Raw genomic sequence first — 17869 nt, 5'->3', positions numbered from 1 at the left:
GGCGCGCTCGCGCCCTCACTTCGCTCCGAAGCGGGTGCGCCCGGTACGCTCACCGCCGTGCCACACGCTGATCAGTCCCAAACCACCCAGAAGGGCGCACCCGTGACATATCCGGGGCCGCCTCGGCCGGTGCAGGTCTCCGCCACACCCCTCGCGGAACTCGCCGATCAGCTGGGTGCCGAGCCGCCCGAAGTCGCCGCCGAGGTCACGGGCATCACCCATGACTCGCGCGCCGTCCGCCCCGGCGACCTGTACGCCGCCCTCCCGGGGGCCCGCCTGCACGGCGCCGACTTCGCCACCCAGGCCGCGGGCCTCGGCGCGGTCGCCGTGCTGACCGACCCGACGGGCGCCGAGCGGGCCGCCGCCACCGGGCTCCCGGTGCTGGTCGTCGACGCCCCGCGCGCGGAGATGGGCGAACTGGCGGCCACGATCTACGGCCACCCGGGCCCCGATCTGCTCCAGATCGGCATCACCGGCACCTCCGGCAAGACCACCACCGCCTACCTCGTCGAGGGCGGCCTGCGGACGGCCAGGTCCACCGGCCTGATCGGCACGGTCGAGATGCGCATCGGCGACGAGCGCATCAAGTCCGAGCGCACCACGCCCGAAGCCACCGACCTCCAGGCCCTGTTCGCGGTCATGCGCGAGCGCGGTGTCGAGGCGGTCGCCATGGAGGTCTCCAGCCACGCCCTCGTCCTCGGACGGGTCGACGGCTGTGTCTTCGACATCGGCGTCTTCACCAACCTCAGCCCGGAGCACATGGAGTTCCACTCCGACATGGAGGACTACTTCCGGGCCAAGGCGCAGCTGTTCACGCCGAAACGCAGCCGTCTCGGCGTGGTCAACCTCGACGACGAGTACGGTCGCCGGCTCGCCAAGGAGGCCACCGTGCCGGTGGTCACCTTCTCCGCCGAGGGGCACCCGGACGCCGACTGGCGCGCCGAGGACGTCGAAGTCGGGCCGATGGACTCGACGTTCACCGTGATCGGCCCCAAGGAGACGCGGATCACGGCCACATCGCCGCTCGCCGGTCCTTTCAACGTGGCCAACACCCTCGCCGCGATCGTCGCCCTGGCCGCCGCGGGACTCGACCCGCAGTCCGCCGCCGACGGCATCGCCGCCGTGCCGGGCGTACCGGGCCGGCTGGAGCGGGTGGACGCCGGACAGCCGTATCTCGCGGTGGTCGACTACGCCCACAAGACCGACGCCGTCGAATCGGTCCTGCGCGCCCTGCGCAAGGTGACCGAGGGCAGGCTGCATGTCGTCCTGGGCTGCGGAGGCGACCGGGACACCACCAAGCGCGGGCCGATGGGCGCCGCCGCGGCCCGGCTCGCCGACACCGCCGTACTGACCTCCGACAACCCCCGTTCCGAGGACCCCCTGGCGATCCTCGCAACCATGCTCGAAGGCGCGGCGTCCGTGCCAGTACACGAACGCGGCGAGGTCCAGGTCTTCGAGGACCGGGCCGCCGCGATCGCCGCCGCCGTCGCCCGCGCACAGCCGGGTGACACCGTGCTGGTCGCCGGCAAGGGCCACGAGCAGGGCCAGGACATCGCCGGAGTGGTCCGTCCCTTCGACGACCGCCAGGTGCTTCGAGAAGCCATCCAGAAGACCCAGGGATGAACTTGTGATCGCCCTCTCCCTCGCCGAGATCGCAGCAGTCGTCGGCGGGCAGACGCATGACATACCGGATCCGTCGGCCGAGGTCACCGGACCGGTCGTCCGGGACTCCCGCGAGGTGGGACCGGGCACCCTGTTCGCCGCGTTCGCCGGTGAACGCGTCGACGGCCACGACTTCGCACGGCAGGTCGTCGAGGCGGGCGCGGTCGCCGTGCTGGCCTCCCGCCCGGTCGGGGTGCCCGCGATCGTCGTCGAGGACGTCCAGAGCGCCCTCGGCGCCCTCGCGCGTCATGTCGTACGACGGCTGGGCGCGACCCTCGTGGCCCTCACCGGCTCCGCGGGCAAGACCAGCACCAAGGACCTGATCGCGCAGGTGCTCCAGCGCAAGGCGCCGACGGTGTGGACGCCCGGCTCGCTCAACAACGAGATCGGGCTGCCGCTGACCGCCCTGTCCGCCACCGAGGAGACGCGGTTCCTCGTGCTGGAGATGGGCGCCCGCGGCATCGGCCACATCCGCTACCTCACCGACCTGACACCCCCGAAGATCGGTCTCGTGCTCAACGTCGGCTCCGCCCACATCGGAGAGTTCGGCGGCCGCGAGCAGATCGCGCAGGCCAAGGGCGAGCTGGTGGAGGCCCTTCCGGAGGACGGCACGGCGGTACTCAACGCCGACGATCCCCTCGTACGGGCCATGGCGTCCCGTACGAAGGCGAAGGTGATCCTTTTCGGAGAGTCCGACGAAGCGGACGTACGCGCCGAGAACGTGAGACTCACGGACAGCGGACAGCCCGCCTTCCTGCTTCGCACACCCTCCGGTGCAAGCGAAGTGACCATGCGCCTGTACGGTGAGCACCACGTGTCGAACGCGCTCGCCGCGGCCGCCGTCGCCCATGAGCTGGGCATGTCCGCGGAAGAGATCGCCACCGCGCTCTCCGAGGCGGGCTCCCTCTCCCGCTGGCGTATGGAGGTCACCGAGCGCCCGGACGGCGTGACCATCGTCAACGACGCCTACAACGCGAACCCCGAGTCCATGCGAGCCGCCTTGCGCGCGCTCGCGGCCATGGGCAGGGGGCGGCGGACCTGGGCGGTGCTCGGCAAGATGGCCGAGCTCGGGGACGAGGCGCTCGCCGAGCACGACGCGGTCGGACGGCTGGCCGTCCGGCTCAATGTCGGCAAGCTCGTCGCGGTCGGGGGCAGGGAAGCGTCCTGGCTGCAACTGGGCGCATATAACGAGGGTTCGTGGGGTGAGGAGTCGGTGCACGTGTCCGACGCACAGGCGGCGGTCGACCTGTTGCGCAGCGAGTTGCGCCCGGGAGACGTCGTACTCGTGAAGGCGTCCCGGTCGGTCGGACTCGAGAGCGTGGCGCAGGCGCTCGTCGAGACCGGTGCCGAGGGTGAGGTTTCCGCCCGATGATGAAGCAGATCCTGTTCGCAGGAGTCATTGGTCTCTTTCTCACGCTGATCGGCACCCCGCTGCTGATCAAGCTCCTCGCACGCAAGGGCTACGGCCAGTACATCCGCGACGACGGCCCGCGCACCCACGGCAGCAAGCGCGGTACGCCGACGATGGGCGGTATCGCCTTCATCTTCGCCACGGTCGCCGCGTACTTCCTGTCCAAGGTGTTCACCGGCCTCGGCGCGGCCGAGACGCCGCCGCCGACCTTCTCGGGCGTGCTGGTTCTCGCCCTCATGGTCGGCATGGGCATGGTCGGATTCCTCGACGACTACATCAAGATCGTCAAGCGGCGTTCGCTGGGTCTGCGGGCCAAGGCGAAGATGGCCGGCCAGCTGATCGTCGGCATCACCTTCGCGGTGCTCTCCCTCCAGTTCGCGGACTCCCGGGGACAGACACCGGCCTCCACGAAGCTGTCGTTCATCACGGACTTCGGCTGGACGATCGGCCCGGTGCTGTTCGTCGTCTGGGCGCTGTTCATGATCCTGGCGATGTCCAACGGCGTGAACCTGACGGACGGTCTGGACGGCCTCGCCACCGGCGCCTCCGTCCTCGTCTTCGGCGCCTACACCTTCATCGGCGTCTGGCAGTTCCAGGAGTCCTGCGCCAACGGCGAGGCGCTGACCAACCCGGGCGCCTGCTACGAGGTGCGCGATCCACTCGACCTGGCGGTCGTCGCCTCCGCACTGATGGGCTCGTGCCTGGGCTTCCTGTGGTGGAACACCTCGCCCGCCAAGATCTTCATGGGGGACACCGGCTCGCTCGCGCTCGGCGGTGTCCTCGCCGGCCTCGCGATCTGCTCCCGCACCGAGCTGCTGCTCGCGCTGCTGGGCGGTCTCTTCGTGCTCATCACCATGTCGGTGGTCATCCAGGTCGGTTCGTTCCGCCTCACCGGCAAGCGGGTCTTCCGCATGGCGCCACTCCAGCACCACTTCGAACTCAAGGGGTGGTCCGAAGTCCTTGTGGTGGTCAGATTCTGGATCATCCAGGGCATCTGTGTGATCGTCGGACTGGGTCTCTTCTACGCGGGATGGGCGGCGGACAAGTGACCGACTGGCAGGGCAGGCACGTCACCGTCGCCGGACTCGGGGTCTCCGGGATCCCGGCGGCCAAGGCGCTGCACGAGCGCGGCGCGATCGTCACGGTCGTCAACGACGGCGACGACGCACGCGCGCGTGAGCAGGCCGCCGGACTGGAGGCGCTCGGCATCACCGTGCGCCTCGGCGACGGCGCCACCCTGCCTCAGGGCACCGAACTCGTCGTCACCGCCCCGGGCTGGAAGCCCGACAAGCCGCTGTTCGCGGCGGCCCGGGCGGCCGGTCTGGAGATCTGGGGCGACGTCGAACTGGCCTGGCGCCTGCGCGGCCCCGACGCGGCCCCCTGGCTGGCCGTCACCGGCACCAACGGCAAGACGACCACCACCCAGATGCTGGCGTCGATCCTGAAGGCGGCCGGCCTGCGTACGGCCGCGGTCGGCAACATCGGCGTCTCCCTCCTGGACGCGGTGCTCGGCGAGGAGCGCTACGACGTGCTCGCCGTGGAACTGTCGAGCTATCAGCTCCACTGGGCGCCCTCCCTGCGCGCCCACTCCGCCGCCGTCCTGAACCTGGCGCCGGACCACCTCGACTGGCACGGCTCCATGGAGGCCTACGCGGCCGACAAGGGCCGCGTCTACGAGGGCAATCGCGTCGCCTGCGTCTACAACGTCGCCGACAAGGCCACCGAGGACCTGGTCCGCGAGGCCGACGTCGAGGAGGGCTGCCGGGCCGTCGGCTTCACCCTCGGCACGCCCGGACCCTCCCAACTCGGCGTCGTGGAGGGCATCCTGGTCGACCGCGCCTTCGTCGAGGACCGGCACAAGAACGCCCAGGAACTCGCCGAGATCTCCGACGTCGACCCGCCGGCCCCGCACAACATCGCCAACGCCCTCGCGGCGGCGGCCCTCGCGCGCGCCTTCGGGGTGCCCGCCGCGGCCGTACGCGACGGGCTGCGGGCCTTCACCCCGGACGCCCACCGCATCGCGCATGTCGCGGAGGTGGACGGGGTCGCGTACGTGGACGACTCCAAGGCCACCAACACCCACGCGGCCGAGGCCTCGTTGGCGGCGTACGAGTCGATCGTGTGGATCGCGGGCGGTCTGGCCAAGGGTGCCGCCTTCGACGAACTGGTCGTCAAGTCGGCAAAGCGACTTCGCGGTGCCGTGCTCATCGGCGCCGACCGTGCCCTCATCCGGGAAGCCCTCGCGCGACACGCCCCGGAAGTACCCGTCGTCGACCTCGACCGGACCGACACTGGGGCGATGCTCCAGGCGGTCCAGGAGGCGAAGCGGCTCGCGGCCCCCGGCGACACGGTTCTGCTGGCGCCGGCCTGTGCCTCCATGGACATGTTCACCAACTACAACAAGCGCGGTGACGCGTTCGCGGAGGCGGTTCGCGAACTCGGCGCGGGCACCTGACCGCGGGCCTCGGCCACGTCGGGTGCCTCGGGACCCTTGGGAGGGACGCGTGACTCGGATGTGGCCCGGGTTCGATCGCACAGCGGGCGCCGGCCCCGGCCGGGCGGGAGACGCCGATGCCCGGTAGCCGTACCGGGCGGCCACCCGTACAGCGAGCCGTCAGACGCCCCGCACCCCCCCGCGCACCGCGCGAGAACCCGCTCCTGCGCCTGTACCTGCGCGCCCGCCGCGCCTGGGACCGCCCGCTGACCGCGTACTACCTGATCCTCGGCGGCAGTCTGCTGATCACCGTGCTCGGCCTGGTGATGGTCTACTCGGCCTCCCAGATCACGGCCCTTCAGAAGTCCCTGCCGGGATCCTTCTTCTTCCGCAAGCAGTTCCTGGCCGCCGCCATCGGCGCCGTGCTGCTGCTGATCGCCTCCCGGATGCCGGTGAAGCTGCACCGGGCGCTGGCCTACCCGATCCTGGCGGGGGCCGTCTTCCTGATGGCCCTGGTGCAGGTGCCGGGGATAGGGATGTCGGTCAACGGCAACCAGAACTGGATCGCCCTCGGCGGCTCCTTCCAGATCCAGCCCAGCGAGTTCGGCAAGCTCGCCCTCGTGCTGTGGGGCGCCGACCTGATGGCCCGCAAGCAGGACAAGAAGCTGCTGGCCCAGTGGAAGCACATGCTGGTGCCGCTCGTGCCGGTCGCCTTCATGCTGCTCGGGCTGATCATGATCGGCGGCGACATGGGGACCGCGATCATCCTGACGGCGATCCTGTTCGGCCTGCTGTGGCTGGCGGGCGCGCCCACCCGGCTGTTCGTCGGTGTGCTGTCGGTCGCCGCGACCCTCGGTGTGATCCTCATCAAGACCAGCCCCAACCGCATGGCCCGCCTTCAGTGCATCGGCGCCACCGAGCCCGGTCCGGGCGACTCCTGCTGGCAGGCCGTCCACGGCATCTACGCCCTGGCCTCCGGCGGAGTCTTCGGTTCCGGGCTCGGTGCGAGTGTGGAAAAATGGGGCCAACTCCCGGAAGCGCACACGGACTTCATCTTCGCCGTCACCGGTGAGGAACTGGGCCTGGCGGGGACGCTGTCCGTACTCGCCCTCTTCGCGGCTCTAGGCTATGCGGGTATCCGCGTGGCCGGACGCACGGAGGACCCCTTCGTGAGGTATGCCGCGGGAGGTGTGACCACCTGGATCACCGCTCAGGCGGTGATCAACATCGGTGCGGTGCTCGGCCTGCTGCCGATCGCCGGTGTCCCCCTCCCGCTGTTCTCCTACGGGGGATCCGCCCTGTTGCCGACCATGTTCGCCATCGGGCTCCTGATCGCCTTCGCGCGTGAGGATCCCGCTGCGCGGATGGCGCTTTCGATGCGGCAACCCCGCTTTGGTAGAAAGCGGGGGGCCGGGGGCTCGGCTGCCACGCGGGAGCCCAGGAGATGGAACACGATGCGACGGCGTGCCTCGGCGGCGCGTTCGTCCGGAGAGCGGTGAATTTCGGTGCATGTCGTACTCGCCGGTGGGGGGACCGCCGGCCACATCGAGCCCGCGCTCGCCCTCGCGGACGCCCTGCGCAGGCAGGACCCGACCGTGGGGATCACGGCCCTGGGCACGGAGCGCGGCCTGGAGACCCGGCTGGTACCGGAGCGGGGCTACGACCTCGCGCTGATCCCCGCGGTGCCGCTGCCACGCAAGCCCACCCCCGAGCTGATCACCGTCCCGGGCCGGCTGCGCGGCACGATCAAGGCGGCCGAGCAGATCCTGGAGCGCACCCGGGCGGACGCGGTCGTCGGCTTCGGCGGCTATGTGGCGCTGCCCGGCTACCTCGCCGCCAAGCGTCTGGGGGTGCCCATCATCATCCACGAGGCCAACGCCCGCCCCGGCCTCGCCAACAAGATCGGCTCGCGCTACGCCGCCAGGGTCGCCGTCTCCACCCCGGACAGCAAGCTGCGTGACGCCCGCTACATCGGCATCCCGCTGCGCCGCACCATCGCCACCCTCGACCGGGCCGCCGTACGCCCCGAGGCCCGTGCCGCCTTCGGGCTCGACCCGAACCTGCCGACGCTGCTGGTCTCCGGCGGTTCGCAGGGCGCGCGCCGGCTCAACGAGGTCGTCCAGCAGGTCGCGCCCTACCTCCAGCAGGCCGGAATCCAGATCCTGCACGCGGTCGGCCCGAAGAACGAACTGCCGCATGTCCAGCAGATGCCGGGAATGCCCCCGTACATCCCGGTACCGTACGTGGACCGGATGGACCTCGCGTACGCCGCTGCCGACATGATGCTCTGCCGCGCGGGCGCGATGACCGTCGCCGAACTCTCCGCCGTCGGGCTCCCGGCCGCCTACGTCCCGCTGCCCATCGGCAACGGCGAACAGCGGCTGAACGCCCAGCCGGTGGTCAAGGCCGGCGGCGGACTGCTGGTCGACGACGCGGAACTGAGCCCCCAGTGGGTCCAGCAGAACGTCCTGCCCGTGCTCGCCGACCCGCACCGGCTGTACCAGATGTCCCGCGCCGCCGCCGAGTTCGGCCGCCGGGACGCCGACGACCTGCTCGTCGGGATGGTGTACGAGGCGATCGCCGCCTCTCGTGCACACCGGTAAGGACCGTAGTGCCAGGTAGGTGAAAGGCAGGCAGCGTGGCCGGATCGACGACCGCCGAGCGCGGGGAACGCCAGCAGGAGTCGTCCGGCCCGCCGCCCGCCCGGAGGTTCACCCCGCCCCGACTTCGTACGATCATCATCCTCGCGGTGGCGCTGGTGGTCCTCGCGGCGGGTTCCGTCTGGGTCCTGTACGGCTCGAACTGGCTGCGCGTGGAGCGCGTGTCCGTCTCCGGCACCAGGATTCTGACGCCCGCACAGGTGCGGGAAGCCGCCGACGTACCGGTCGGCGCACCGCTGATTTCCGTCGACACCGATGCGATTGAGGCACGACTGAGCCGGAAATTGCCCCGAATTGACGTGGTTGACGTAGAGCGTTCCTGGCCCCACGGAATCGGGCTGAAAGTGACCGAGCGTACTCCGGTTCTGCTTGTCCAAAAGGGGCAAAACTTTGTCGAAGTGGACGACGAGGGTGTCCGATTCGCCACGGTTTCCGAGGCGCCGAAAGGCGTACCCACACTGGAATTGACGCTCTCTCAGCCGGGCTCGCGCGCCGCGAGCCTGCGCCGTTTCGACGAGAGCCGGCTCGTGCGCGAGGCGGTCCGGATCGCCGGTGCCGTTCCGGCCGCCGTCGCGAAGGACGCCCGGACCGTCAAGGTGCGTTCATACGACGACATCTCGCTGGAGTTGACCGGTGGGCGGACCGTCGCCTGGGGGAGTGGCGAGAAGAGTGCCGCCAAGGCTCGCACGCTCACCGCTCTCATGAAAGCCTCGCCGGATGCGCGGCACTTCGACGTCAGTGTCCCCACCGCGCCTGCGTCATCAGGGAGTTGACGCACATCCGCGCAGGCCAGCACCCTGGTTGGCTAGCGCTACGGCTGATCACATAGGGTGAAAAGAAAAACGGGAGGTTCGGCGTGTTCGTTGAACGTGCGCCACTTGTCGACTTAGTGTCCTGTTCAGAAGACTCCAGGGAACAGACACACTGGTAACCCTAAACTTCAGCGTTAGGGTTCGGGTCGGCGCTACGGACCGTCCCATTCGGCATCTGTCGTCGGACCACGGGTTCACCCCGTGAGGCGGCGACAACGTAATTCGAGGCGAGAGGCCTTCGACGTGGCAGCACCGCAGAACTACCTCGCAGTCATCAAGGTCATCGGTGTCGGCGGCGGTGGTGTCAATGCCATCAACCGGATGATCGAAGTCGGTCTCAAGGGCGTCGAGTTCATCGCCATCAACACCGACGCACAGGCACTGTTGATGAGCGACGCCGACGTCAAGCTCGACGTCGGCCGCGAACTCACCCGCGGACTCGGCGCCGGAGCCAACCCGGCCGTGGGCCGCAAGGCCGCCGAGGACCACCGCGAGGAGATCGAGGAGGTCCTCAAGGGGGCCGACATGGTCTTCGTGACCGCCGGAGAAGGCGGCGGCACCGGCACCGGCGGCGCGCCCGTCGTGGCCAACATCGCCCGCACGCTGGGCGCCCTCACCATCGGCGTGGTCACGCGCCCGTTCACCTTCGAGGGACGGCGCCGCGCGAACCAGGCCGAGGACGGCATCGCCGAGCTCCGCGAAGAGGTCGACACCCTCATCGTCATCCCGAACGACCGGCTGCTGTCCATCTCGGACCGCCAGGTCTCGGTCCTGGACGCCTTCAAGTCCGCCGACCAGGTCCTGCTCTCCGGTGTCCAGGGCATCACCGACCTCATCACCACGCCCGGTCTGATCAACCTCGACTTCGCCGACGTCAAGTCCGTCATGTCGGAGGCCGGTTCGGCCCTCATGGGCATCGGCTCGGCCCGCGGCGACGACCGTGCGGTGGCCGCCGCGGAGATGGCGATCTCCTCGCCGCTCCTGGAGGCCTCCATCGACGGCGCCCGGGGCGTGCTGCTCTCCATCTCCGGCGGCTCCGACCTCGGCCTGTTCGAGATCAACGAGGCCGCCCAGCTGGTCAGCGAGGCCGCCCACCCCGAGGCCAACATCATCTTCGGCGCGGTCATCGACGACGCCCTCGGTGACGAGGTCCGGGTCACGGTCATCGCGGCCGGCTTCGACGGCGGCCAGCCGCCGGCCCGCCGGGACACCGTCCTCGGTTCGACCTCGTCGTCCTCGTCCTCCGGCCGCCGAGAGGAGCCGACCCCGGTACGGCAGAGCGAGAGCCGTCCGTCCTTCGGCTCGCTCGGCAGCGTCACGCCGAAGGAGGACCCGGAGCCCGAGCCGGTCGCCGACATCCCGGTCTCCCCTCCGGTCCCGCCGTCCCGGTCCTACACGGACAGCGCGGCCGAGGAACTGGACGTACCGGACTTCCTCAAGTGATCCTTCTGACGTGATAGGACAGCGCGACACCGTGAACGGCGCGCACTTCGCCTTCACCGACAGGTGGGGCGGGGTGAGCGCCGTTCCGTACGAGGAGCTCAACCTCGGCGGAGCGGTCGGCGACGACCCCGACGCCGTACGGACCAACCGCGAGCTGGCGGCCAAGTCGCTCGGTCTCGATCCGGACCGGGTGGTCTGGATGAACCAGGTGCACGGGGCCGATGTGGCGGTGGTCTCCGCACCCTGGGGGGACCGGCCGGTGCCGGAGGTCGACGCGATCGTCACCGCCGAACGCGGACTGGCGCTCGCGGTCCTCACCGCCGACTGCACCCCGGTTCTGCTCGCCGACCCGGTCGCCGGGATCGCCGGCGCGGCCCACGCGGGCCGGCCCGGCATGGTCGCCGGGGTCGTCCCCGCCGCCGTACGGGCCATGATCGAACTCGGTGCCGAGCCCTCCCGGATCGTCGCCCGCACCGGACCGGCCGTCTGCGGCCGGTGCTACGAGGTGCCGGAGGCGATGCGCGCCGAGGTCGCCGCCGTCGAACCGGCGGCATACGCCGAAACCAGTTGGGGCACCCCGGCGGTCGACGTGACCGCGGGGGTGCACGCGCAGCTCCATCGACTCGGGGTGCGCGACCGGGAGCAGTCGCCGGCCTGCACGCGGGAGTCGGGGGACCACTTCTCGTACCGTCGCGATCGCACCACGGGGCGACTCGCGGGATATGTCTGGTTGGGCTGAGAGGGCATGACGGACCGTAAGGGCGAACTCGCCGCGAACCTGGCGAAGGTGGAGGAGCGCATCGCAGCCGCGTGCGCGGCCGCCGGGCGCAAGCGCGAGGAGGTGACCCTGATCGTGGTCACCAAGACGTATCCCGCGAGCGATGTGCGGATCCTCTCCGGCCTCGGCGTGCGGCACGTGGCCGAGAACAAGGACCAGGACGCGGCACCCAAGGCCGCGGAATGCTCCGATCTGCCGCTTACTTGGCACTTTGTCGGTCAGTTGCAGACCAACAAAGTGCGTTCCGTGGTCGGTTACGCGGATCTCGTGCAGTCCGTCGATCGTTCCAAGCTGGTGACGGCCCTGTCGAAGGAGGCCGTACGGGCCGAGCGCGAGGTCGGGTGTCTCCTCCAGGTCGCGCTCGACGCCGGCGCGAGCGGGCGAGGGGAGCGGGGCGGGATCGGGACGGACGGCATCGAGGAGTTGGCCGGCCTCGTCGCGAACGCTCCGGGCCTGCGGCTCGACGGACTGATGACCGTCGCTCCGCTCACCGGGGAGTACGCGGGACGCGAACAGGCGGCGTTCGAGCGGTTGATGGATTTGTCGACCGACCTGCGCCGAGCCCATCCGGCTGCGAACATGGTCTCGGCAGGGATGAGTGCGGACCTCGAACAGGCCGTGGCGGCCGGGGCGACACATGTGCGCGTCGGCAGTGCGGTACTCGGAGTCCGCCCCGGGCTCGGGTAACGTCGCCAGGAAGTCGGACCACAGCAGAAAATATGGTCATTACCGCTGACAGCGGGCATAACGACCTCGTGGATCGCGGGCACTTGGCGGTAGTCGGTCGATCCACCACAGAGCGGAGGACTCAGAGCATGGCCGGCGCGATGCGCAAGATGGCGGTCTACCTCGGCCTCGTGGAGGACGATGGGTACGACGGCCGCGGTTTCGACCCTGACGACGACTTCGAACCCGAGCTGGATCCGGAGCCCGAGCGGGACCGTCGACGGCACGAGCCGTCGCATCAAGTACACCAGTCACATCAGGTGATTCAGCCCGAAAGGGACGAATCGGTGAGAGTGGTGCAGCCCTCGGTGCCGCGTGAGCCGGTGCCCCGATCCGCTTCGCTAGCCGCGGAATCCGGACGTCCGGCGCGCATCGCGCCCGTGGCATCCATCACACAAGAACGTGCCAGCCTGGAGAAGAACGCGCCGGTGATCATGCCCAAGGTCGTGTCCGAACGAGAGCCTTACCGGATCACCACGCTTCACCCGCGGACCTACAACGAGGCCCGTACCATCGGGGAACACTTCCGTGAGGGCACCCCGGTGATCATGAATCTGACTGAGATGGATGACACAGACGCCAAGCGACTTGTCGACTTTGCGGCCGGTTTGGTGTTTGGTCTTCACGGCAGCATCGAGCGGGTGACGCAGAAGGTGTTCCTGTTGTCGCCTGCTAACGTCGATGTCACGGCGGAGGACAAGGCCCGCATCGCAGAGGGCGGGTTCTTCAACCAGAGCTGAGACGCACGACCGGAAACAGCAGTACAAGTAGTACCGAGCAGCACGGAAACAGGGGAGAGGGAAACACCAGCAATGAGCGTGGTCCTGCAAGTCATCTACGTAGCGCTGATGTGCTTCCTGATCGTGCTCATTTTCCGGTTGGTCATGGACTACGTCTTCCAGTTCGCCCGCTCGTGGCAACCCGGCAAGGCGATGGTGGTCGTTTTGGAGGCCACCTACACTGTCACTGATCCACCGCTCAAGCTTCTGCGGCGGTTCATCCCGCCGTTGCGTCTCGGGGGCGTGGCGCTCGACCTGTCCTTCTTCGTCCTGATGATCATCGTCTACATTTTGATCTCCGTCGTGGGCAATCTCGCGAGGTGACTGTGGACGATACGGTCTTGCCGACTGCCGATGACTACGTTGAGGTGAAGAGATGCCGTTGACCCCCGAGGACGTGCGGAACAAGCAGTTCGCGACCGTCCGCCTCCGAGAAGGCTATGACGAGGACGAGGTCGATGCCTTCCTCGACGAGGTCGAAGCCGAACTGACCCGCCTGCTCCGCGAGAACGAGGACCTGCGCGCCAAGCTGGCCGCAGCCACGCGTGCCGCTGCCCAGAATCAGCAGAACATGCGCAAGCCTCCGGAACCGCCCCAGGATCAGCAGCAGGGGATGCCACAGCAGGGGCAGGGAATGCCCCAGCAGGGACAGGGCATGCCTCAGCAGGGTATGCCCCAGCAGGGCATGCGCGGACCCGGCGGCCCGGTGCCGGCCGGCATATCTGGCCCGCCGCAGCAGCAGATGGGCGGCCCCATGGGCGGCCCGCCCCAGCTGCCGAGCGGTGCACCGCAGCTGCCTGCCGGTCCCAGCGGTGGCCAGGGCGGCCCGCAGGGTCCCGGTCCGATGGGCCAGGGCCCCATGGGTCAGGGTCCGATGGGCCAGGGCACGATGGGCGGCCAGCAAATGCAGCAGCAGATGGGCGGCCCGATGGGTGGCCCCATGGGCGGTCCGATGGGCGGCCCCGGTCAGGGTGGTCCCGGTGGCGACAGCGCCGCCCGTGTCCTCTCGCTGGCCCAGCAGACCGCCGACCAGGCGATCGCCGAGGCCCGTTCCGAGGCCAACAAGATCGTCGGCGAGGCGCGTTCGCGTGCCGAGGGTCTTGAGCGTGACGCCCGTGCCAAGGCCGACGCCCTGGAGCGGGACGCGCAGGAGAAGCACCGCGTCGCGATGGGCTCGCTGGAGTCCGCCCGCGCCACGCTGGAGCGCAAGGTCGAGGACCTGCGCGGCTTCGAGCGCGAGTACCGCACGCGGCTGAAGTCCTACCTGGAGTCGCAGCTGCGTCAGCTGGAGACCCAGGCCGACGACTCGCTGGCTCCGCCGCGGACCCCGGCGGCCGCGTCGCTGCCGCCGTCCCCGGCGCCGTCCATGGCTCCGGCCGGTGCGAGCGCGCCGTCGTACGGTGGCAACCAGGGCATGGGCGGTGGCCCGGCTCCGGCCGCCCCGTCCTACGGCGGGCAGCAGCAGATGTCGCCGGCGATGACCCAGCCGATGGCTCCGGTGCGGCCGCAGGGGCCGTCGCCCATGGGTCAGGCTCCCTCGCCGATGCGCGGGTTCCTCATCGATGAGGACGACAACTGACGGCCTCTAGTACGCCTTAGGCGTCGGCAGCGTTCAGGGCGAGGCCCCGGATTTCGATCCGGGGCCTCGCCCTTTGTGCGGGGGCGTCGGCGGGTATGCGAAAGGCCCGGCCCTCCGAAGCGGGGGCCGGGCCTTTCTGCGCTGTACCGTGCCGTCCGTTACGCCTTGCGCAGGCGGAACGTCAGGGACAGGCCCTCGTCGGTGAACGGGGCGCCGTAGGAGTCGTCCGCCTCGCCCTGGGCGAAGTCCGGTGCCAGGACCTCGTCGGAGATCAGGGCGGTGTGCTCGGTCAGGGCCGCCACGACCGCCGGGTCCGTGGCCGTCCAGCGCAGGGCGATCCGGTCCGCCACATCGAGGCCGCTGTTCTTGCGGGCCTCCTGGATGAGGCGGATCGCGTCACGGGCGAGGCCCGCCTGACGCAGCTCCTCCGTGATCTCCAGGTCCAGGGCCACCGTGGCGCCCGAGTCGGAGGCCACCGACCAGCCCTCGCGCGGGGTCTCCGTGATGATCACCTCGTCCGGGGCCAGGGTGACCGTCTCGCCGTCGACCTCGACCGACGCCGTGCCCTCGCGCAGGGCCAGCGACAGTGCCGCGGCGTTCGCGTTCGCGACGGCCTTGGCCACGTCCTGGACGCGCTTGCCGAACCGCTTGCCGAGGGCGCGGAAGTTGGCCTTGGCGGTGGTGTCCACCAGGCTGCCGCCGACCTCGCTCAGTGAGGCGAGCGACTCGACGTTCAGCTCCTCCGTGATCTGCGCGTGCAGCTCGGGGGAGAGGGCGTCGAACCCGGTGGCGGCGATCAGCGCCCGCCGTAGCGGCTGACGGGTCTTCACGCCCGACTCCGCGCGCGTGGCGCGGCCCAGCTCGACCAGGCGGCGGACCAGGACCATCTGCTTCGACAGCTCCGGGTCGATGACGGAGAGGTCCGCCTCCGGCCAGTCGGCGAGGTGGACCGACTCCGGGGCACCGGGGGTGACCGGGACCACCAGGTCCTGCCAGACCCGCTCGGTGATGAACGGGGTCAGCGGCGCCATCAGCTTGGTGACCGTCTCGACGACCTCGTGCAGGGTGCGCAGCGCCGCCTTGTCGCCCTGCCAGAAACGGCGACGGGAGCGGCGGACGTACCAGTTGGAGAGGTCGTCGACGAACGCCGAGAGCAGCTTGCCGGCGCGCTGGGTGTCGTAGGCCTCCAGGGACTGGGTCACCTGGTCGGTGAGCGCGTGGAGTTCGGACAGCAGCCAGCGGTCCAGGACCGGGCGGTCGGCCGGGGCCGGGTCGGCCGCGGATGGCGCCCAGTTCGACGTACGGGCGTACAGGGCCTGGAAGGCGACCGTGTTCCAGTACGTGAGCAGCGTCTTGCGGACGACCTCCTGGATGGTGCCGTGCCCGACGCGGCGGGCCGCCCACGGGGAGCCGCCGGCCGCCATGAACCAGCGGACCGCGTCGGCGCCGTGCCGGTCCATGAGCGGGATCGGGTCCAGGGTGTTGCCCAGGTGCTTGGACATCTTGCGGCCGTCCTCGGCGAGGATGTGGCCGAGGCAGACGACGTTCTCGTAGGAGGACTTGTCGAAGACCAGGGTGCCGACGGCCATCAGCGTGTAGAACCAGCCGCGGGTCTGGTCGATGGCCTCGCAGATGAACTGCGCCGGGTAGCGGGCCTCGAACAGCTCCTTGTTCTTGTACGGGTAGCCCCACTGCGCGAACGGCATCGAACCCGAGTCGTACCAGGCGTCGATGACCTCCGGCACGCGCGTGGCCGTCTTTCCGCAGCCCTCCTGCGGGCACGCGAAGGTGACCTCGTCGATGTACGGGCGGTGCGGGTCCAGGCCGGACTGGTCGGTGCCCGACAGCTCGCTGAGCTCCGTGCGCGAGCCGACGCAGGTGAGGTGGTCGTCCTCGCAGCGCCAGATCGGCAGCGGGGTGCCCCAGTAGCGGTTGCGGGACAGCGCCCAGTCGATGTTGTTGTCCAGCCAGTCGCCGTACCGGCCGTGCTTGACGGTCTCCGGGAACCAGTTGGTGTTCTCGTTCTCCTGGAGGAGGCGGTCCTTGGCGGCGGTGGTGCGGATGTACCAGGACGGCTGCGCGTAGTAGAGGAGCGCGGTGTGGCAGCGCCAGCAGTGCGGGTAGCTGTGCTCGTACGGGATGTGCTTGAAGAGGAGGCCGCGCTGCTGGAGGTCCTCGGTGAGCTTTTCGTCCGCCTTCTTGAAGAAGACGCCGCCGACCAGGGGGACGTCTTCCTCGAACGTGCCGTCCGGGCGGACCGGGTTGACCACGGGCAGGCCGTAGGCGCGGCAGACCTTGAGGTCGTCCTCACCGAAGGCGGGGGACTGGTGGACCAGGCCCGTACCGTCCTCGGTGGTGACGTAGTCGGCGTTGACGACGTAGTGCGTGCCGCCCTCGGTCTCCGGGAACTCGACCAGCTCGAACGGGCGCTGGTACGTCCAGCGCTCCATCTCGGCGCCGGTGAAGGACTGCCCCGTGGTCTCCCAGCCCTCGCCGAGGGCCTTGGCGAGGAGCGGTTCGGCGACGACGAGCTTCTCCGCGTTGTCTGCGCTGCCTGCACTGTCAGGGCTCTTCGTCGCGACGACGTAGGTGACCTCGGGGTGCGCGGCCACGGCCGTGTTGGAGACGAGGGTCCAGGGTGTGGTCGTCCACACCAGGAGCGCGGCCTCGCCCGCCAGCGGACCGGAGGTGAGGGGGAAACGGACGAAGACCGAGGGGTCGACGACCGTCTCGTAGCCCTGCGCCAGCTCGTGGTCCGACAGGCCGGTGCCGCAGCGGGGGCACCAGGGGGCGACGCGGTGGTCCTGGACGAGCAGGCCCTTGGTGAAGATCTCCTTCAGCGACCACCACACGGACTCGATGTACTCGGGGTCCATCGTGCGGTAGGGGTCCTGGAGGTCGGTCCAGTAGCCCATACGGTCGGTGAGCGCCTCGAAGGCGTCGGTGTGCCGGGTCACGGACTCACGGCACTTGTCGTTGAACGCGGCGATGCCGTACGCCTCGATGTCCTTCTTGCCGCTGAAGCCGAGCTCCTTCTCGACCGCGAGCTCCACCGGGAGGCCGTGGCAGTCCCAGCCGGCCTTGCGGGCCACGTGGTAGCCGCGCATGGTGCGGAAGCGGGGGAAGACGTCCTTGAAGACGCGCGCCTCGATGTGGTGGGCGCCCGGCATGCCGTTGGCGGTGGGCGGGCCCTCGTAGAACACCCATTCGGGGCGGCCCTCGGACTGCTCCAGGCTCTTGGCGAAGATCTTCTGCTCGCGCCAGAAATCGAGCACGGCGTGCTCCAGCGCGGGCAGGTCGACCTGGGCGGGCACCTGGCGGTACGTCGGCGTTGTCATCTGCGAGCTTCCTCCGGCGGACTTGCTGCCTTCCGTCCGGAGGGACGAGAGCCGTGTCTTTCCGTACGCCGGTTTCGGCGCGCTCCCGCGGTACCACCCTCCTTGGCTCCCCGGTGCGCCGTACACACCGATGAGCCCCCTCATTGGGATCGCGATGCCGGGTCTACTCGCCGCTGCTGGTGTGCTGCGGCTTTCTTCCGGCGGCTCCGGGGTGATCTTCGCGTCGCGCTCGCCCCCGGGCTTCCAC

Annotated in this window: 14 protein-coding genes; 13 read left to right on the top strand and 1 reads right to left on the bottom strand. The window is 69.8% G+C overall.

What is annotated here, in order from left to right:
• Positions 1 to 102: 102 nt before the first annotated feature.
• The 13 genes from SLINC_RS12735 to SLINC_RS12675 all read left to right on the top strand — a co-directional run bounded on the left by SLINC_RS12735 (position 103) and on the right by SLINC_RS12675 (position 14284).
• Positions 103 to 1623: a UDP-N-acetylmuramoyl-L-alanyl-D-glutamate--2,6-diaminopimelate ligase gene (locus tag SLINC_RS12735; protein WP_067431004.1), complete on the top strand. Its 1521-nt coding sequence runs from the start codon at positions 103 to 105 to the stop codon at positions 1621 to 1623.
• A gap of 4 nt (positions 1624 to 1627) precedes the next feature.
• Complete coding sequence (locus tag SLINC_RS12730) at positions 1628 to 3034, top strand: UDP-N-acetylmuramoyl-tripeptide--D-alanyl-D-alanine ligase (protein WP_067431001.1); 1407 nt, start codon at positions 1628 to 1630, stop codon at positions 3032 to 3034.
• On the top strand, positions 3034 to 4122 hold the full coding sequence (gene mraY / locus SLINC_RS12725) for a phospho-N-acetylmuramoyl-pentapeptide-transferase (RefSeq protein ID WP_067445266.1): 1089 nt from the start codon (positions 3034 to 3036) through the stop codon (positions 4120 to 4122). Before SLINC_RS12730 ends, mraY begins: the two co-directional genes overlap by 1 nt.
• Positions 4104 to 5528: a UDP-N-acetylmuramoyl-L-alanine--D-glutamate ligase gene (gene murD / locus SLINC_RS12720; RefSeq protein ID WP_067431000.1), complete on the top strand. Its 1425-nt coding sequence runs from the start codon at positions 4104 to 4106 to the stop codon at positions 5526 to 5528. Before mraY ends, murD begins: the two co-directional genes overlap by 19 nt.
• 116 nt (positions 5529 to 5644) lie before the next feature.
• The gene (gene ftsW, locus SLINC_RS12715) at positions 5645 to 7006 is read left to right on the top strand and encodes a putative lipid II flippase FtsW (RefSeq protein ID WP_067430995.1); all 1362 of its coding nucleotides are present in this window, start codon (positions 5645 to 5647) and stop codon (positions 7004 to 7006) included.
• Between the two features lie 6 nt (positions 7007 to 7012).
• Positions 7013 to 8110, top strand: a complete 1098-nt coding sequence (murG, locus tag SLINC_RS12710; protein ID WP_067430994.1) for an undecaprenyldiphospho-muramoylpentapeptide beta-N-acetylglucosaminyltransferase — start codon at positions 7013 to 7015, stop codon at positions 8108 to 8110.
• A 35-nt stretch (positions 8111 to 8145) separates the two neighbouring features.
• Positions 8146 to 8940, top strand: a complete 795-nt coding sequence (gene ftsQ, locus SLINC_RS12705; protein ID WP_067430993.1) for a cell division protein FtsQ — start codon at positions 8146 to 8148, stop codon at positions 8938 to 8940.
• A 282-nt stretch (positions 8941 to 9222) separates the two neighbouring features.
• Positions 9223 to 10422 carry a cell division protein FtsZ gene (ftsZ, locus tag SLINC_RS12700; RefSeq protein ID WP_067430992.1) on the top strand — a complete coding sequence of 400 codons (1200 nt, stop codon included), beginning with the start codon at positions 9223 to 9225 and terminating at the stop codon, positions 10420 to 10422.
• A gap of 10 nt (positions 10423 to 10432) precedes the next feature.
• Positions 10433 to 11161 carry a peptidoglycan editing factor PgeF gene (pgeF, locus tag SLINC_RS12695; protein ID WP_067430990.1) on the top strand — a complete coding sequence of 243 codons (729 nt, stop codon included), beginning with the start codon at positions 10433 to 10435 and terminating at the stop codon, positions 11159 to 11161.
• A gap of 6 nt (positions 11162 to 11167) precedes the next feature.
• Positions 11168 to 11887, top strand: coding sequence for a YggS family pyridoxal phosphate-dependent enzyme (locus SLINC_RS12690; protein ID WP_067430986.1), 720 nt, complete (start codon positions 11168 to 11170; stop codon positions 11885 to 11887).
• Between the two features lie 128 nt (positions 11888 to 12015).
• Positions 12016 to 12666, top strand: coding sequence for a cell division protein SepF (locus SLINC_RS12685; RefSeq protein ID WP_067445264.1), 651 nt, complete (start codon positions 12016 to 12018; stop codon positions 12664 to 12666).
• A 72-nt stretch (positions 12667 to 12738) separates the two neighbouring features.
• A complete protein-coding gene (locus tag SLINC_RS12680) occupies positions 12739 to 13029 on the top strand; it encodes a YggT family protein (protein ID WP_067430984.1) in 291 nt (96 codons plus the stop codon).
• A gap of 52 nt (positions 13030 to 13081) precedes the next feature.
• Positions 13082 to 14284, top strand: coding sequence for a DivIVA domain-containing protein (locus SLINC_RS12675; protein WP_079164505.1), 1203 nt, complete (start codon positions 13082 to 13084; stop codon positions 14282 to 14284).
• 158 nt (positions 14285 to 14442) lie between these two features.
• Here SLINC_RS12675 and ileS read toward each other — a convergent pair whose 3' ends face one another.
• A complete protein-coding gene (ileS, locus tag SLINC_RS12670; RefSeq protein WP_067430981.1) occupies positions 14443 to 17622 on the bottom strand; it encodes an isoleucine--tRNA ligase in 3180 nt (1059 codons plus the stop codon).
• Positions 17623 to 17869: the final 247 nt, after the last annotated feature.

It is taken from the genome of Streptomyces lincolnensis (assembly GCF_001685355.1).
Classification (GTDB): Bacteria; Actinomycetota; Actinomycetes; order Streptomycetales; family Streptomycetaceae; genus Streptomyces; species Streptomyces lincolnensis.
The sequence above is the reverse complement of the archived record's forward strand: the minus strand, read 5'-3'. Positions and strand labels throughout refer to the sequence as shown.